This is a genomic window from Exiguobacterium sp. U13-1, from assembly GCF_001750115.1.
Taxonomy (GTDB): domain Bacteria; phylum Bacillota; class Bacilli; order Exiguobacteriales; family Exiguobacteriaceae; genus Exiguobacterium_A; species Exiguobacterium_A acetylicum.
Map to the genome: position 1 here is coordinate 785,421 of NZ_CP015731.1, position 14,656 is coordinate 800,076.

At 46.7% G+C, this 14,656-nt stretch carries 17 protein-coding genes; 12 read left to right on the forward strand and 5 right to left on the reverse strand.

Annotation, left to right across the window (positions count from 1 at the left end; genetic code table 11):
* Window positions 1–18: 18 nt before the first annotated feature.
* From ESP131_RS04095 to ESP131_RS04105, 3 genes are all read right to left on the reverse strand, one after another.
* The gene (locus ESP131_RS04095; RefSeq protein ID WP_069940227.1) at window positions 19–402 is read right to left on the reverse strand and encodes a helix-turn-helix domain-containing protein; all 384 of its coding nucleotides are present in this window, start codon (window positions 400–402) and stop codon (window positions 19–21) included.
* A gap of 160 nt (window positions 403–562) precedes the next feature.
* Window positions 563–970 carry a type VII toxin-antitoxin system HepT family RNase toxin gene (gene hepT, locus ESP131_RS04100; protein ID WP_069940228.1) on the reverse strand — a complete coding sequence of 136 codons (408 nt, stop codon included), beginning with the start codon at window positions 968–970 and terminating at the stop codon, window positions 563–565.
* A gap of 111 nt (window positions 971–1,081) precedes the next feature.
* The gene (locus ESP131_RS04105; RefSeq protein WP_069940229.1) at window positions 1,082–1,510 is read right to left on the reverse strand and encodes a VOC family protein; all 429 of its coding nucleotides are present in this window, start codon (window positions 1,508–1,510) and stop codon (window positions 1,082–1,084) included.
* Between the two features lie 221 nt (window positions 1,511–1,731).
* Between ESP131_RS04105 and ESP131_RS04110 the strand changes: the two genes are divergently transcribed.
* The 11 genes from ESP131_RS04110 to ESP131_RS04155 all read left to right on the forward strand — a co-directional run bounded on the left by ESP131_RS04110 (window position 1,732) and on the right by ESP131_RS04155 (window position 12,620).
* Window positions 1,732–2,745 carry a LacI family DNA-binding transcriptional regulator gene (locus ESP131_RS04110; RefSeq protein WP_069940230.1) on the forward strand — a complete coding sequence of 338 codons (1,014 nt, stop codon included), beginning with the start codon at window positions 1,732–1,734 and terminating at the stop codon, window positions 2,743–2,745.
* Window positions 2,746–2,949: 204 nt separating this feature from the next.
* Window positions 2,950–4,257 (forward strand): ABC transporter substrate-binding protein, encoded by a 1,308-nt coding sequence (locus ESP131_RS04115; protein WP_069940231.1) that lies wholly within the window; start codon window positions 2,950–2,952, stop codon window positions 4,255–4,257.
* A gap of 60 nt (window positions 4,258–4,317) precedes the next feature.
* A complete protein-coding gene (locus ESP131_RS04120; RefSeq protein ID WP_023466912.1) occupies window positions 4,318–5,214 on the forward strand; it encodes a carbohydrate ABC transporter permease in 897 nt (298 codons plus the stop codon).
* Window positions 5,215–5,217: 3 nt separating this feature from the next.
* Complete coding sequence (locus tag ESP131_RS04125; protein ID WP_082627437.1) at window positions 5,218–6,141, forward strand: carbohydrate ABC transporter permease; 924 nt, start codon at window positions 5,218–5,220, stop codon at window positions 6,139–6,141.
* Between the two features lie 23 nt (window positions 6,142–6,164).
* Window positions 6,165–7,511, forward strand: a complete 1,347-nt coding sequence (locus ESP131_RS04130) for a GH1 family beta-glucosidase (protein ID WP_069940232.1) — start codon at window positions 6,165–6,167, stop codon at window positions 7,509–7,511.
* A gap of 61 nt (window positions 7,512–7,572) precedes the next feature.
* On the forward strand, window positions 7,573–9,930 hold the full coding sequence (locus ESP131_RS04135; RefSeq protein WP_069940233.1) for a carbohydrate binding domain-containing protein: 2,358 nt from the start codon (window positions 7,573–7,575) through the stop codon (window positions 9,928–9,930).
* Window positions 9,931–10,089: 159 nt separating this feature from the next.
* Window positions 10,090–10,563 carry a hypothetical protein gene (locus ESP131_RS04140; protein WP_069940234.1) on the forward strand — a complete coding sequence of 158 codons (474 nt, stop codon included), beginning with the start codon at window positions 10,090–10,092 and terminating at the stop codon, window positions 10,561–10,563.
* A gap of 30 nt (window positions 10,564–10,593) precedes the next feature.
* The gene (locus ESP131_RS16615) at window positions 10,594–10,743 is read left to right on the forward strand and encodes a hypothetical protein (protein ID WP_156772485.1); all 150 of its coding nucleotides are present in this window, start codon (window positions 10,594–10,596) and stop codon (window positions 10,741–10,743) included.
* 124 nt (window positions 10,744–10,867) lie between these two features.
* Window positions 10,868–11,371, forward strand: coding sequence for an RNA polymerase sigma factor SigV (locus tag ESP131_RS04145; protein WP_047392144.1), 504 nt, complete (start codon window positions 10,868–10,870; stop codon window positions 11,369–11,371).
* Window positions 11,355–12,209, forward strand: coding sequence for an anti-sigma-V factor RsiV (locus tag ESP131_RS04150; protein WP_069940235.1), 855 nt, complete (start codon window positions 11,355–11,357; stop codon window positions 12,207–12,209). The genes ESP131_RS04145 and ESP131_RS04150 overlap by 17 nt, the downstream gene beginning before the upstream one ends.
* A gap of 114 nt (window positions 12,210–12,323) precedes the next feature.
* The gene (locus ESP131_RS04155) at window positions 12,324–12,620 is read left to right on the forward strand and encodes an excalibur calcium-binding domain-containing protein (protein WP_029343294.1); all 297 of its coding nucleotides are present in this window, start codon (window positions 12,324–12,326) and stop codon (window positions 12,618–12,620) included.
* Between the two features lie 39 nt (window positions 12,621–12,659).
* On the opposite strand, the gene ESP131_RS04160 is transcribed toward ESP131_RS04155, so the two are convergent.
* Entirely contained in the window at window positions 12,660–12,983 is a 324-nt protein-coding gene (locus ESP131_RS04160; protein ID WP_023466923.1) for a thioredoxin family protein, read from the reverse strand.
* A 299-nt stretch (window positions 12,984–13,282) separates the two neighbouring features.
* On the opposite strand from ESP131_RS04160, the gene ESP131_RS04165 reads away from it, so the two are divergent.
* Window positions 13,283–14,152 carry a cation diffusion facilitator family transporter gene (locus ESP131_RS04165; protein ID WP_023466924.1) on the forward strand — a complete coding sequence of 290 codons (870 nt, stop codon included), beginning with the start codon at window positions 13,283–13,285 and terminating at the stop codon, window positions 14,150–14,152.
* Window positions 14,153–14,197: 45 nt separating this feature from the next.
* Here ESP131_RS04165 and ESP131_RS04170 read toward each other — a convergent pair whose 3' ends face one another.
* Window positions 14,198–14,539, reverse strand: a complete 342-nt coding sequence (locus ESP131_RS04170; protein WP_069940236.1) for an ASCH domain-containing protein — start codon at window positions 14,537–14,539, stop codon at window positions 14,198–14,200.
* Between the last annotated feature and the right edge of the window lie 117 nt (window positions 14,540–14,656).

Sequence of the window (14,656 nt, forward strand, 5' to 3'; positions counted from 1 at the left end):
TCTTATATCAGTAAGTAATCAACGTTGATTTATTTTTGTAAATGTCTCAAGCATTTCTTCTTTTTGTTTAGGGGAAAGCCCTGTTGGGTGTTCTTTACGCTCTTGTTCCCAATTGGAAATAGCTTCTTCATTGAACTGGATGTCTACTAGTTCACGAACATCTTGTATACGTAAAGCACTCATGAGCGCGACTAAGTGAGCAACATTAATTGATAGTTTTTTTGCATTTGCCATTTCACTGATTGTTGCTAAGCGAATACCTGTTAGTTTGTGTAAATCACTTTGCGTTAATTGACGTTCTTGCATGACCTCGGCAAGTTTGAAACGCACGACTGGTTGATAACGTTGTAGCCCCTCCGTAATAGCGTCACTTCCGTTCGTTCTCACTAAATTCATTTCCATTCTAAAAACCTCCAAATTCATAATACATATTCTAAAATACACACTAATTATTCGAATATAATTTGTCAATGTATTACAATGTTTTTAGGGATTTATTTAATGAGAGTATGTAAAAACGAAAAAACATCAATTTAAATATCTAAAAAGTATTTATATGGAACTAAATATCTGATTGAACAACAATTAGAATGAACGTCAAAAAGTCTTCAAGTTGATGATTTATTATCTTTCGAAGATTGTTTAAATCGATCGCCTGATCATCATGAATAGCAATACGACAGAATTCAATCATGTTGATTAGACTAATAGCAAGAGACACGTCAATGAGATGTGCTTCTTCAAGTAACCGAAAACCATCACGTCTCGATTTTGGTATTCCTAGCTTATGTGTTCTGACTAAATACATAGATAGATCGATACTTGCTTCACATGCGCGTTGAATATTCATAATGATACTATCTAGTTTAGTGTAATCTTTTAAAAGGTTAGGGGCATCTGCATAAACGTCCTGTATTCGTCTCAGAGCGTTTTCGATTGTCTTTATTTTATGCAAGACTGCATTATCCATTCTGAAAAACACTTCCTTGGATTTTATTCGACTTTATCATAGATGCTTTTGCTTCTTCCGCTCAAAGTAAGTCATAAAATAAACTCCCCGAGTTTTCGGGAAGTTTAATGGTTACACCGTTACTTCACTCACTTCATGATTGAGTTGCCACTGAACACCAAATGAATCTTCGACGATTCCATATGCTTCACTCCAAAACGTTTTTTGGATTGGCATGATGATATTGCCGTCTTTCGCAAGTTGATCGAATGTCGTCTGTAAGATATCCACGTCAGATAAGTGAAGTGCCAAGGTGACATTCTGACCAATTGTGACTGGATCATGTGGCATTGCGTCCGAAAACATTAACCGGGTTCCATGAACGATCAGTTGGGCATGCATGATGAGTGACTGCATCTCTTCTGGAAAAGGCTGACCATCAGGACCGGGACCTGGTCCGAACTCCATGATTTCTGGTAGTTCTTGGCCAAAGACCTGTGCATAGAACGTGATTGCTTCGCGCGTGTTGCCGTTGAAGACAAGATACGGATTGATTGGCATGGGAAAGCTCCTTTCTAAAAAAGGCGAAGTGTGTTTTTTTAAGTATACCAAACGTTTGTTCGTATTGAAAGGAAAATCGAGCTCTTTTCGTATTGAATCTAGTGTAAATGATAACGTTTTCAATTTATCTGATTTTTCATTAAAAAATAGGTTGCAACTTCCAGAGAGACTTCGTATACTAAATTTATCGAAAGCGCTTTCGGTGAAATGGAGTGAGTAGCATGGGAACAATTTATGATTTAGCGAAGATGACCGGTTTTTCGATTACAACGGTCTCAAAAGCCTTAAATAATTATTCGGATGTCAGCGAAAAGACGAAAGCAAAAATCGTCCAGGCAGCAGCCGAGATGGGATACTTACCGAACGCGCACGCCCAGTCGCTCTCGACGAAACGTTCGTGGACGATCGGTGTCATGTTCTCGGAAGCACATGGCGTCGGAATGATGCATCCGTTCTTCAACGCGATCATTGAAAGTTTCCGAAAAGCAACAGAACAACAAGGGTATGACCTCATCTTCGCATCGCGGAACTTACGCAATCGCGACATGAGTTACCTCGAGCATTTCCGACACCGGGCAGTCGACGGCATCGTCGTCATCTGTTCCGATCAGATGGATCAACACGTCCAAGAGTTGATTCAAAGTACGATTCCGATCGTCGTCGTCGACATGGACAGTGCCGATTGTAGTGTCGTCTACTCGGATAACATCAACGGTGGCGCACTTGCCGTCAATCATCTGCATGAACTCGGTCATCGGTTGATCGCCCACATTGCGGGGGATACGTCGACAGATGCCGGAAGAGCGCGGATTGAAGGCTACCAGCAAGCGATGAAACAACTTGATTTACCAATTCCAGATGGTTATCTCGTCAATGGCGGATTCTTTTCCGGTGAAGAAGGAAAGCGGGCGATGAACGAATTGCTGGCACTACCTGAACGACCGACAGCCGTCTTTGTTGCCGGGGATGAAATGGCAATCGGTGCGATTGAAGCGATTCATGAAGCCGGTTTACGGATTCCAGAAGACATCTCAGTCGTTGGGTACGATGATATCTACATGGCGCAGTACATCACACCGAAGCTGACGACGGTCCGACAAGATACGGAAACGATCGGTCAGCACGCAGCATCAGTCTTGATTGAACAGATCGTCAATAAAAAACGGGTCACGACACGTGACGTCATCCCGGTCAATTTGATGGTTCGGCAATCGACAGGTCCAGTACCTGAATAACACAAGGGTTGTTTCGGAATCGCTCTCGCTCGTTGTCAGTGAGGAAAAGCGAGAGCGATTTCGAAATCATTTTTTATCACTTTTTCCGAAAGGGCTTTCGGGAATTTTCTTTAAAGCCTTTTCGAAAGCGCTTTCGATATTTTTGAATAACAAATTGAAACCGCTTACCTATAAGCGGAATACTTAACAAAAGGATGAGATGAGATGAAGAAGCAATTAGTTAGCGTGTTAACAGTCGGTGCGTTAACAGCAAGTGTCCTTGCTGGATGTACAGGTAGCAGCGAAGAAAAGACGAGCGGCGGGAAAGAAGTCTTAAAAATCTGGTCGTTCACAGATGAGTTGAAAGAGCCAATCAAAAAGTTCGAAGAGAAAAACGGAGTCAAAGTCGAATTGACGATCGTGCCGATCGCCGATTACCCGACGAAATTGAAACCAGCACTTGAGAGTGGTGTCGGAGCACCGGATATCTTCACAGGTGAGATTGCGTTCCTCAAGCAGTGGGTCGATGCTGGGTACTGGGCGAACCTCTCTGAAAAACCATTCAACGCAGGCGAAGTCAAAGATGACTACATCCCGTACGTCTATGACATGGGGAAAGATAAGGACGGTAACGTGCGTGCGCTGTCATGGCAAACGACACCAGGTGGCGTCTACTACAAACGAAGCATCGCGAAAAAAGTTCTCGGTACAGACGATCCAAAAGAAATCGGCGGCATGATGGACTCGATGGACGGCGTCTTCGAAGTCGCTGAAAAAATGAAGAGTAAAGGCTACAAGATGTTCCCGGATGAAGGATCGATCCGTTGGTTCGCACAAGGGAATGATCCACAACCTTGGGTCAACGATAAGCAAGAACTCGTCTTGACGCAAGACAAGAAGGATTACATGGATTACGCGAAAGAACTTCGGACGAAACAATATACAGCACTTGCACCAGAATGGTCACCATCATGGTTCGCAGGGATGGATAAACCAGTCAAAGTCAAAGAAAACGGTAAAGAGACTGAAACAGAAGTCTTCTCTTACGTCCTCCCGACGTGGGGTCTTCACAGTGTTCTCAAAGAAAACGCGAAAAAATCAGCGGGTGACTGGGCTGTCACAAGCGGACCGAGCCCATACTTCTGGGGCGGTACGTGGTTAGGTGTCTACAAAGATTCGAAGAAACAAAAGCTTGCGTATGATTTCGTCAAGATGATGACGCAAGACGAAGCGTTCCTAACAGATTGGGCAAAAGAAACAGGTGACGTGTTAGCGTACAAACCAGTTACTGAAAAAATCAAGACCGACTTCAAAGATGAGTTCCTCGGCGGACAGAACAACTACGAGTTCTTCCTTGATCAAGCAGACAAGATTACTCCAGGGATCGTCACGAAGTATGACCAACAGCTCGATACATTATACGGTGCATCGGTCATGGAATATGTCCAAGGTAAAAAATCAAAAGACGAAGCACTTGCTGAGTTCTACAAAAAAGTCAAAAACGCGTATCCGGACGTCAAATTACCGGAATAAGGAGTCTAGGTGGGGCGATCCTCGCTTCACCTTTTCTTATTTAAGAAAGGGGTTTGACCTGTGAAAAAACTTGATCGCCATGGGTATCTGTTCATCGCACCGTTTTGGATCGTCTTCTTGATCTTCAGCATCTATCCGGTTGCCTTGACTTTCTATTACAGCTTCACGAACTACACGGGCGCTGAAGGCGAACAACTCGTCGGACTCGCGAACTATACGCGGTTACTCGGGGATACGTACTTCATCGAAGCGTTCTTTAACACCCTGAAGATTTGGGGTCTCAACTTCATCCTCCAGATCGGCGGCGCCTTATTACTCGCCTTGTTGTTCTCGGATCTCCAGTTGAAGTTAAAAGGACTTGCCTTCTTCCGGGCGACGTTCTACTTACCGAACTTGATTACGATCAGCTCGGTCGCCTTATTGTTCGGCATCTTGCTCGACTGGCAGCATGGTTCACTGAACATGATGTTGATGAAAATCGGAATCATCTCAGAGCCGATCAACTGGTTAACACAACCGGTGACGGCACAAATTTCTGTCTCACTCATCCTGACATGGATGTGGCTCGGTCACTCGTTCATCGTCGTCATGGCGGGCGTATCCGGGATTTCGAAGGACTACTTCGAAGCAGCCTTGATTGACGGAGCGACACGTTGGCAGATCTTCTCACGCATCACGTTGCCACTTTTAAAACCGATTTTGCTCTACATCATGATCACGTCTTTGATCGGTGGTCTCCAGTTATTCGATCTGCCGATGTTGATCACAGATGGTGTTGGTGCGCCGGATGGTGCCTTGAACACGATGGTGCTTTATCTCTATAACCAAGCTTTCAAATACAACAACTATGGCTACGCCGCTGCTGTCGCATACGGACTGTTTGCCATCACGCTCGTCTTTTCAATCATCGTCTTCAAAGGGATGTTCCGAAAAGAACGTTCACCGAAAGGAGCCTGACCGATGGAACGAAATGCAGAAGCACGTCGGATCGTGCCACAAACGGAGGAACAACCGGAGCGTGTCGAACGCCCGCTCAAGTTGACGCCACCACCGAAACAAAAGAAAGCCTGGTTCGGTAAAAGTGTCATCTATATTGGTCTCGTCGTCTTAACGATCGCCTGTATCATCCCGTTTTTGATGATGATCATCAACGCGACGCGCTCGAACGAAGAAGTCTTGTCCGGATTCTCGTTGATTCCGGGGAACTCGCTCGCTGAGAACTACGCCGCACTCAGTTCTTACGTCAACATCTGGTCCGGTTTCAAGAACAGTTTGATCATCGCTGTCCTAGTCACCGTCTTATCAGGGTATTTCTCGGCGTTGACAGCATTCGGATTCGCCTTCTATCAGTTCAAAGGGAAGAACGCGATGTTCGTCTTCATGCTCGTCATGATGATGGTTCCGGGTCAACTCGGTTTGATCGGGTTCTATGAATTAAGTAAAAATCTCGGGTTGCTTGATAGCTATATCCCATTGATCGTTCCGGCGATCGCGAGTCCGTTCACGGTCTTCTTCGTCCGACAATATGTCCAGACCGTCTTGCACCCGAGTTTGATCGAAGCAGCACGGATGGACGGAGCGAGTGAGTTCCGAATCTTCCATACGATCGCTTTACCGATGATGATGCCGGCGATCGCAACGATGTCGATCTTTACGTTCATCGGTTCATGGAACAACTACATCATGCCGCTCGTCTTACTCTTCTCTCCAGAGAAGTATACGCTCCCGGTCTTGATGGGCTTCTTGAAAGGATCACAAGTCGCAGAGAACTTAGGCTCGCTCTATCTCGGGATCGCGATTTCCGTCGTACCGATCATGATCGCCTTCTTGTTCCTCTCGAAATATATCGTCAGCAGTATCTCGGCAGGTGCCGTTAAAGAATAAGTAGCTTAAAGGAGATTACACATATGAAATTTGCACCGAACTTCGTATTCGGGACGGCGACGTCGTCGTATCAGATCGAAGGAGCCCACAACGAAGGCGGACGTACGCCTTCGATCTGGGATGCCTTTTGTGATGAGGACGGAAAAGTCTTCGAAAAACATAACGGTGATGTCGCTTGTGACCATTACCACCGTTATGAAGAAGACATTCAGCACATTAAACGTCTCGGCGTCGACACGTACCGCTTCTCGATTGCCTGGCCACGGATCTTCCCGCAAAAAGGGGTCTATAATCCGGAAGGGATGGCGTTCTACAAGAAACTCGCGACACGTCTGCGAGCTGAAGGCATCAAGCCAGCCGTGACGCTGTACCACTGGGACTTACCACTGTGGGCACATGAAGAAGGCGGCTGGGTCAACCGGGCATCGGTCGACTGGTTCCTCGACTTCGCTCGTGCTTGTTTTACGGAACTCGACGGGATCGTCGATTCATGGATCACACATAACGAACCATGGTGTGCTGGATTCCTTAGCTACCATCTCGGGCAACATGCACCGGGTCATACGGATATGAACGAAGCCGTTCGTGCCGTGCACCACTTGTTGTTATCACACGGAAAAGCAGTCGAATTGTTGAAGGGTGAGTTCAAATCGGTCACACCGATCGGTATCACGTTGAACTTGGCACCGAAGTATGCGAAGACGGATTCCGTCAACGATCAGCTGGCGATGAACAATGCAGACGGATATGCGAATCGATGGTTCCTCGATCCAGTCTTCAAAGGTCAGTATCCGGTCGACATGATGAACTTGTTCTCGAAATACGTCCATTCCTACGCGTTCATCGAGGAAGGTGACATGGAGACGATCTCTGTCCCGTGTGACTTCTTTGGGATTAACTTCTACAGCCGCAACCTCGTCGAGTTCAGTGCTGCGAACGATTTCCTGCAGAAGGATGCGTACTCGGATTATGACAAAACAGGCATGGGCTGGGATATCGCCCCGAGCGAATTCAAGGACTTGATTCGTCGCTTGCGCGCCGAGTATACGGATTTACCGATCTATATCACAGAAAACGGTGCGGCATTCGACGACGAATTGATCGACGGTCGCGTCGCCGACCAGAACCGGATTGATTACGTCGCACAACACTTGCAAGCCGTGTCTGATTTAAACGAAGAAGGCATGAACATCCAAGGCTATTATCTTTGGTCACTGCTCGACAACTTCGAGTGGAGCTTCGGCTATGATAAGCGTTTCGGGATTCTCTACGTCGATTTCGAGACACAAGAACGGATTTGGAAAGACAGCGCCCACTGGTATGCGGGTGTCATCGAGCAGCATAAGGCAACGATTCCGCAAGAAGCGTGACAAAGGAGGCAAGGTCGAACATTCGTCCTTGCCTCTTTTTGACTAAGAGGAGGAAACAGATATGAAGACATGGGTAGCACTGGCGGTCGGGACGGGTTTATTGCTGAGCGGTCAAGCGGTCGACGCGAAGGCAGACAAAAAAGAGACGAAGTGGAAGCTCGTCTGGTCGGATGAGTTTCAGGCGAAACAACTCGACCGGACGAAATGGACATATGATACGGGGAACTGGATCAAGGATGCGAACGGACAACCGGTCTCACCAGGTTGGGGCAACAATGAAAAACAATACTACACGACGAAGCAGGACAACTCGTTTATTCGCAACGGGAAACTCGTCATCAAGGCAAAGCAGGAAAAGACGACGGATGATCTCGGTACATACGATTACACGTCAGCGAAGCTGAAGACGAAAGGGTTGTTCAGTAAGACGTACGGTCGTTATGAAATCAAAGCGAAGCTCCCGACCGGAAAGGGGCTTTGGCCTGCATTCTGGATGTTACCGGAGCAAGATAAGTATGGCGCTTGGGCATCGTCTGGTGAGATTGACGTCATGGAGTCTTGGGGCAGTCAGCCGGACAAGGTCGCCGGAACGATTCACTACGGAGAAAACTGGCCGAACAATAAATATACGGGGAAAGACTATCACTTCCCAGACGGACAACGAATCGACCAATGGCATACGTATGCGGTCGAGTGGGAGCCGGGCGAACTCCGTTGGTACGTTGACGGCAACCTCTATCAAACACAAAACGATTGGTACAGTAAAGGCTTGAACGCAGCAACGAACTATAGTTATCCGGCACCATTCGACCAAAACTTCTATCTCGTCATGAACCTCGCGGTCGGCGGTTGGTTCGATGGAGAAGTCGATGCGACGACGAAGTTCCCAGCCGAGATGGAAGTCGACTACGTCCGTGTCTATGATTTAAAAAACCGAGCGTACCGTGAACCGGTCGAACCGACCTACGAAAACGTGACGTTACCGGACGGAGCCAAGCAACCGATTGAGGGGAACCTCGTCTATGATGCAGCATTTGAAAAACCGGTCACGATGATCACCGGGAATCAGTCGTTTGATCCACTGTACTGGAACTACGTCACGCTCCCGGACTTCGGTGGCAAAGGAAGTCTTGCGATCATTGAAAAAGAAGGGCAACGGATGGCAGACGTCACGATTGATCAGCCTGGTTCACAGACGTATTCTCACCAACTGATTCAAAACGTATCCCTTGCGCAAGGTGGACGTTACCAAGTTAGCTTTGACGCGAGCAGCACAGCAGACCGAAAGATGATGGTCAAAGTCGGCGGTGGAGCAGAGCGTGGTTACACGAAATATTCCAATGAACAGTCGATTGCTCTGACACCAAGCGTCAAACGGCATACGTTCACATTCGATATGGCGGCAGAGACGGATCTCGCAGCGCGTCTGGAGTTCAACCTCGGACTTGAAAAAGCCAACGTTCAGATCGGGAATGTCCGTGTCGAGCAGATTCCACGCGGTGTCATCGATGAAGATGCAACAAAACCGGCACTCGCGGACGGGAACCTCGTCTATAATGGGACGTTCGATCAAGGGGCGATGGATCGTTTGACGTATTGGCACTTCGACGGTAGCAAGCGGACGACAGGATCTGTTGATCCCGAGTCACGTGATTTCCGTTATGAAGGACATGGACAAAAAACGACGGCTCGCTTAACACAAAAGGGACTTCAACTGGAAGCCGGGCATGCGTATCAGCTTCGATTCACGGCAGGTGCGAAAAAAGCGAAGTCACTTCAGGTGAAAATCACTGGGGCACAGGATCAATTGCAACAGACGATTGTACCGTTGACGAAACAAGCAACGACTGTCGATATTCCGTTCACGGCTACACAAACGGCAGACGACAATCAGCTTGTGTTTGACTTCAGTGGACAAGCCGGAAAAATCTCGCTCGATGATGTGGTGTTGATCGATGTCACACCAGTTCCAGTCGATCCGTCACCACTCAAAAATGGTTCGTTTGCGAACGGATTGACGTCGTGGTCGTCGTACATCCACTATGATGCACAAGCCGCTATCGCAGCGATCAATGAAGCAGCAAAAGTCCAAGTCACTGCGGAAGGACAAGAACCATGGAGTGTCTTGCTCGAGCAAGGGAACTTGTCGCTCGCGAAAGACAAAACATATGAATTGAGCTTCACGGCATCGTCGACCGTGCCACGTCCGATCGAAGTAACGATCGAAAATGCTTCGTACACGCGTTACTTCAGTCAAGTCGAGCCGATTACGACAACACCGAAAACGTATAGCTATACCTTTACGATGGGACAAGCCGATATGGGTGCGTTGAAGTTCTTGATGGGACGCGCGGAAGGTTCGCCGTTCGCCGCGCATGACGTGACGATTGATGATGTGAATCTTAAAGTGAAGGAATGACTAAGGCAAGGTAATGGACGCGTCCATTACCTTGTTGTTGTGTCATCAGCTTAAACAAAAAAGCCGAACTATTTTTCGTGATGAAAAAGGAATAAAACCCATCATATGGAATATACAACGTAGAAGTGACATCTATTCGTTTTCAGAGGAGGAAACGTCATGCGTCAGAGGTACATACCGTATCGGCTCATCTTCATCGTAGGTTTACTTGGCATGATCGGCATCAATGGATGGTCCGCCATGCTCCATCCGGACGGCACGATTAACGGATGGCAAAGCATCGCCTCTGTCGTCTGGTTTGTTGCTCTAGTCGGGTCGCTATTCTATATCAAGGAAGATAAAGCGCTTCGACTTATAGTCTGGTATATCCGGATTGGTCTCGTTGCGGCGTTATTCATTTACGGCGTTTCGTTACTTGAAGGCGCGTTTTCTGAGACGATTTGGTTTGATGGACTGGCAAGTGTTCAGTTCGTGTTCTATTTCGTCTTTGTCATCCCATTGTTTGGACTAAATGCCTGGACGGATGTCCTGTTTGGTGAGTTTTCGTTATACATGAGTGTCCTGTACGGTATTGCCTTGATCACGCTCCACGTAAAGGTCTGGAATGATACATCACGGCATTTGCATTATTAAGTAGAAAAGGTGAATGGTATGTTGAGTCCCGTGAATGAGCGCGAAGAACGGACGGGGAAACGTGAACGCCGAAAACAACGAAAAATCGATGTGGGATGCGTCACAATTGTCGGTATTCCATTACTGTTCATCGTTCCGTTTCTGTTGATCATCCTTATCTTAATGAAGTCTGCTCCATGAAAAGGTGACCTGGTGTCACCTTTTTTTGTTGTGTCGTCAACTTTTTTCTCGACTCGCCCGTCTTAATGATGTATACACAGAACGATATCGAAAAAAGGAGCCGCGGCCTATGACCTCTCGTCAAATGAGAAAACGGGAAAAAGCATTCGTCCGTTTTTTAAAGCAATACAAACCGAATCTCTACTGGTTAGCCTACAGTTATATGAAAAATGAACAGGATAGTCTGGATGTCATACAGGACAGCATCCAAAAAGCGTTACAGTCACTCGACCGACTCGAGGATGAGGAACGGATGAAAGCCTGGTTCTATCAGATTTTGACACGAACAGCGATTGATGCGATCCGGAAGCGTCAGCATAGTATCAGTTACGACACGGATCGACTGATCGAACTCGTCGCGACGAAAGAAGATACATACCCGGATTCCGATTTACGACAGGCGCTTGAGGAGCTACCGGTCATGTACCGGGAAGTCGTCATCTTACACTATTTCGAGGACTTGATCTTAAAAGACGTCGCGACGATTTTAGAGCTGAATTTAAGTACGACCAAGTCCCGGCTGTATAAAGGATTGACCTTACTGAAAATGAAATTGAATGGAGATGATTTAGATGTCGAACAAACTTGATGATCTGAAACAGGCATACCAACAACCACCGGTTCCAAAAGAACTCGATGAAATGATTGCCCAAGTCGAGCACCGGACGCGTCCTTCGCGGACGAAGCGATCCGTATTGATTACAGCCGCCGCGATCACGTTATTCGTTGGCGGATTAAATAGTAATGCGTCGTTTGCGGACGCTATGGCGAAGGTGCCGGTCTTCGGTCAACTGACTGAGATCGTGACGATTGACTGGAAAGAGACGAAGACACAGCAGTCGGCTGATATTAAAGCTCCTCAAGTGACGTTACCGGACAAGGCACTCGAGCAACAATTGAACGAAAAGTATATCGCGGAAGGACAAGCGCTCTACGAAAAGTTCAAACAGGAGACGAACGGACAGGAAGGGGCATTTGCCGTCGATAGCCGCTACGACGTCAAGACGGATACGGACGACTTGTTGTCGATCGGACGGACTGTCACTGAAACACGGGCAAGTGCAGCGGAAAGCGTCCAGTACGATACGATCGATAAGAAGCAACAGCTTATCCTGACGTTACCATCCTTGTTCAAGGATGACGGATATATCACGACGATCAGTGATTATCTAAAAGAAGAGATGCGTCGTCAAATGAAAGCAGATGAAGGAAAGGTCTACTTTGTCGAAGGAACATCAGATGTGCCAGAGGACGAGCAGTTCAAGCACATTTCAGCGAAGCAAAACTTCTATATTACGGCAGACCACAAATTAGTCCTGTCGTTTGATGAATACAGCATCGCTCCAGGATATATGGGCATCGTTGAATTTAAGATCCCGACATCGATCTTAAAAGATGACCTCGTCAGTTCGACCTATATTCGTTGATCGTCAGATTTTAAAAAACATTGACGTAAAAATGAAAAAAGGAAACAATTTCTAAAAATGACCTCTTATAATCAAAAGACGAATCGTTGTTTTTTGAAAAAAGGAGGAGTCCCTATGAAAAAATGGAGTCGGCTCGTACTCGCGGGTGTCGTCAGTCTCGCCTTGATCCATGTTCCAGCAGCTAGTGAAGCGGCAACGAAAGCAAAAGCCTTTAAGAACTGTACGGAAATGCAGAAGACGTACAAAGGCGGCGTCGCGAAAAAAGCGGGTCTAAAAAATCGGACCGGGTATGACAAGAACGGAAAACCGATCTACAAAGCAACGAAATACAAAGCATACGTGAGCCTTGCGACGTATAACTTAAACACGAAGAGCGACCGGGATAAAGACGGCATCGCGTGTGAACGTTAAAAAAATAACCTGACGCTGCGGCGTCAGGTTATTTTTTGCCTAGTTGAAGTTTTGTTTTAGGAATGCTGTAACTTCTTCTGGTGTTTTGGCATTTGCACTGTGCAAGTGCGCCAATTTTTCATTGTTTTTGAAGACGAGCAAGCTTGGGATCCCCATGACATCGTGGTTCGATGCGATCTCAGGGAACTCATCCTTGTCGATCGTGTGGATTGGTAAGTGGTCGAATTGTGACTCGACGTCCGGCATGAAGTAATCCATCCGTTTGCAGTCCGGGCACCAGTCGGCTTCGAACTTGATGATGACCGGTGCATCACTTGAAATCAATTCCTTGAATGTTTCTTCACTCTTAATGAATTCTGCCATTGTGAGAACTCCTCCTCTTGGTGTTGTATCTTTAGTCTACCGATTCCCTTCAGAACTTGCACGAATTATGTTCGTCAAAGAGTCTGACAAGTCAAAAAAGTTGGTTGCTCTTTAAGATAATGCTGCTGATTTTCTTGAAAAGAGCCACATGACCAAATCAAATTTGGTTTGGTATAGGGCAACATTATTGCGTATTTGTTAATTACCTAGTTTGAAACAAAATGATTTCTCTAGACCCACTCGATTTCCGACTGGTACGATGAGGTTTGCTAATCGCAGAGAAAGTGGGGGCGACGAGAATGGAACAACAAAAATACGATAATCTAAAACGCGGCGAACGCGGTGCGATGATCAGTATCGCAGCCTATATCTTGTTATCATCTTTAAAATTAATCATTGGGTATACAGCAGATTCTGCCGCACTCCGGGCGGACGGTTTGAACAACGCGACTGACATCATCGCGTCGATCGCGGTCTTGATCGGCTTACGGATTTCACAACGTCCGGCAGATGACGATCACAAATACGGACACTGGAAAAGTGAGACGATTGCCTCGCTCGTAGCTTCCTTCATCATGATGGCAGTCGGTCTTCAAGTCTTGATCGATACAATCTCGACGTTGTTCGAAGGCAAACAGGAGTCACCGGATATCCTCGCGGCATACGTCGGAATCGGTTCAGCCCTCGTGATGTACTTCGTCTACCGCTACAATAAGAAGTTATCCGAGGAGATTGAAAGCAAAGCCGTCATGGCAGCGGCGAAAGATAATCTATCGGATGCTTGGGTCAGTGTCGGGACGACGATCGGGATCGTCGGATCACAGTTCGGCATGCCATGGCTCGATGTCGTGACCGCGATCATCGTCGGCTTCTTGATCTGTAAGACAGCGTGGGACATCTTTACGGAAGCGTCACACGAACTGACGGATGGCTTCGATGAGAAGAAGCTGAAGATGTATGAAGATGTCATTTTTGATCTCGAAGGTGTCAAAGGCATCAAATCAATCAAAGGACGTAACTATGGAAACAATGAAGTCGTCGATGTCGTCATCCTCGTCAACTCCACCTTGAATATCCATCAGGCGCACGATATTGCGACACGTGTCGAGGATACGCTGACAGAAGAATATGGTGTCTACGATATCCATGTTCACGTCGAACCGGAATGAATTGAAAAACGTCTTTTCTACTGTAAGCGTAGAAAAGACGTTTTTTTATGGTTCTAATACGATCGTCAGAGCCAGTGCCCCATACTGTTGCTCGGCTTCTGGTGAATAGATCGTGTAGGTTGACGTCACGAGTTCGTCGAGCGACCAACCGACACAGTCGATAGCTTCGTTCGGTATGTGTTCATAAAGCGCTCGGAAATCAGGAAAGACCTGTCGTTTTGTTACACGAACAAGTAGCGTCTCGCTCGTTTCCGCATGGGTGAACTGAATCTGGTCACCGACTTTTACCTGTTGCCGTTTTGGATCATTCAATCGAATCTCGACGGTCTTTCGTCCTTGTTCAATCGAACGAAACGGTTCTTCAAATAATCCCATTTCATGTCTCATCTATGCTCACTCCTTGTCTTCCTTGAGCATAGCAAAAACTATGTGATTTTTCACATTGCCTTTTCGTTGACAATCAAAAATAATCGGCGTAATTTAATTCATATAAGTAATTGTTCC

Excerpts from the sequence above, each read along its gene's own strand:
- ESP131_RS04095 (WP_069940227.1), bottom strand. The coding sequence starts at position 402 with ATGGAAATGAATTTAGTGAGAACGAACGGAAGTGACGCTATTACGGAG.
- hepT (WP_069940228.1), bottom strand. The coding sequence starts at position 970 with ATGGATAATGCAGTCTTGCATAAAATAAAGACAATCGAAAACGCTCTG.
- ESP131_RS04105 (WP_069940229.1), bottom strand. The coding sequence starts at position 1,510 with ATGCCAATCAATCCGTATCTTGTCTTCAACGGCAACACGCGCGAAGCA.
- ESP131_RS04110 (WP_069940230.1), top strand. The coding sequence starts at position 1,732 with ATGGGAACAATTTATGATTTAGCGAAGATGACCGGTTTTTCGATTACA.
- ESP131_RS04115 (WP_069940231.1), top strand. The coding sequence starts at position 2,950 with ATGAAGAAGCAATTAGTTAGCGTGTTAACAGTCGGTGCGTTAACAGCA.
- ESP131_RS04125 (WP_082627437.1), top strand. The coding sequence starts at position 5,218 with ATGGAACGAAATGCAGAAGCACGTCGGATCGTGCCACAAACGGAGGAA.
- ESP131_RS04130 (WP_069940232.1), top strand. The coding sequence starts at position 6,165 with ATGAAATTTGCACCGAACTTCGTATTCGGGACGGCGACGTCGTCGTAT.
- ESP131_RS04135 (WP_069940233.1), top strand. The coding sequence starts at position 7,573 with ATGAAGACATGGGTAGCACTGGCGGTCGGGACGGGTTTATTGCTGAGC.
- ESP131_RS04140 (WP_069940234.1), top strand. The coding sequence starts at position 10,090 with ATGCGTCAGAGGTACATACCGTATCGGCTCATCTTCATCGTAGGTTTA.
- ESP131_RS04145 (WP_047392144.1), top strand. The coding sequence starts at position 10,868 with ATGAGAAAACGGGAAAAAGCATTCGTCCGTTTTTTAAAGCAATACAAA.
- ESP131_RS04150 (WP_069940235.1), top strand. The coding sequence starts at position 11,355 with ATGTCGAACAAACTTGATGATCTGAAACAGGCATACCAACAACCACCG.
- ESP131_RS04155 (WP_029343294.1), top strand. The coding sequence starts at position 12,324 with ATGAAAAAATGGAGTCGGCTCGTACTCGCGGGTGTCGTCAGTCTCGCC.
- ESP131_RS04160 (WP_023466923.1), bottom strand. The coding sequence starts at position 12,983 with ATGGCAGAATTCATTAAGAGTGAAGAAACATTCAAGGAATTGATTTCA.
- ESP131_RS04165 (WP_023466924.1), top strand. The coding sequence starts at position 13,283 with ATGGAACAACAAAAATACGATAATCTAAAACGCGGCGAACGCGGTGCG.
- ESP131_RS04170 (WP_069940236.1), bottom strand. The coding sequence starts at position 14,539 with ATGAGACATGAAATGGGATTATTTGAAGAACCGTTTCGTTCGATTGAA.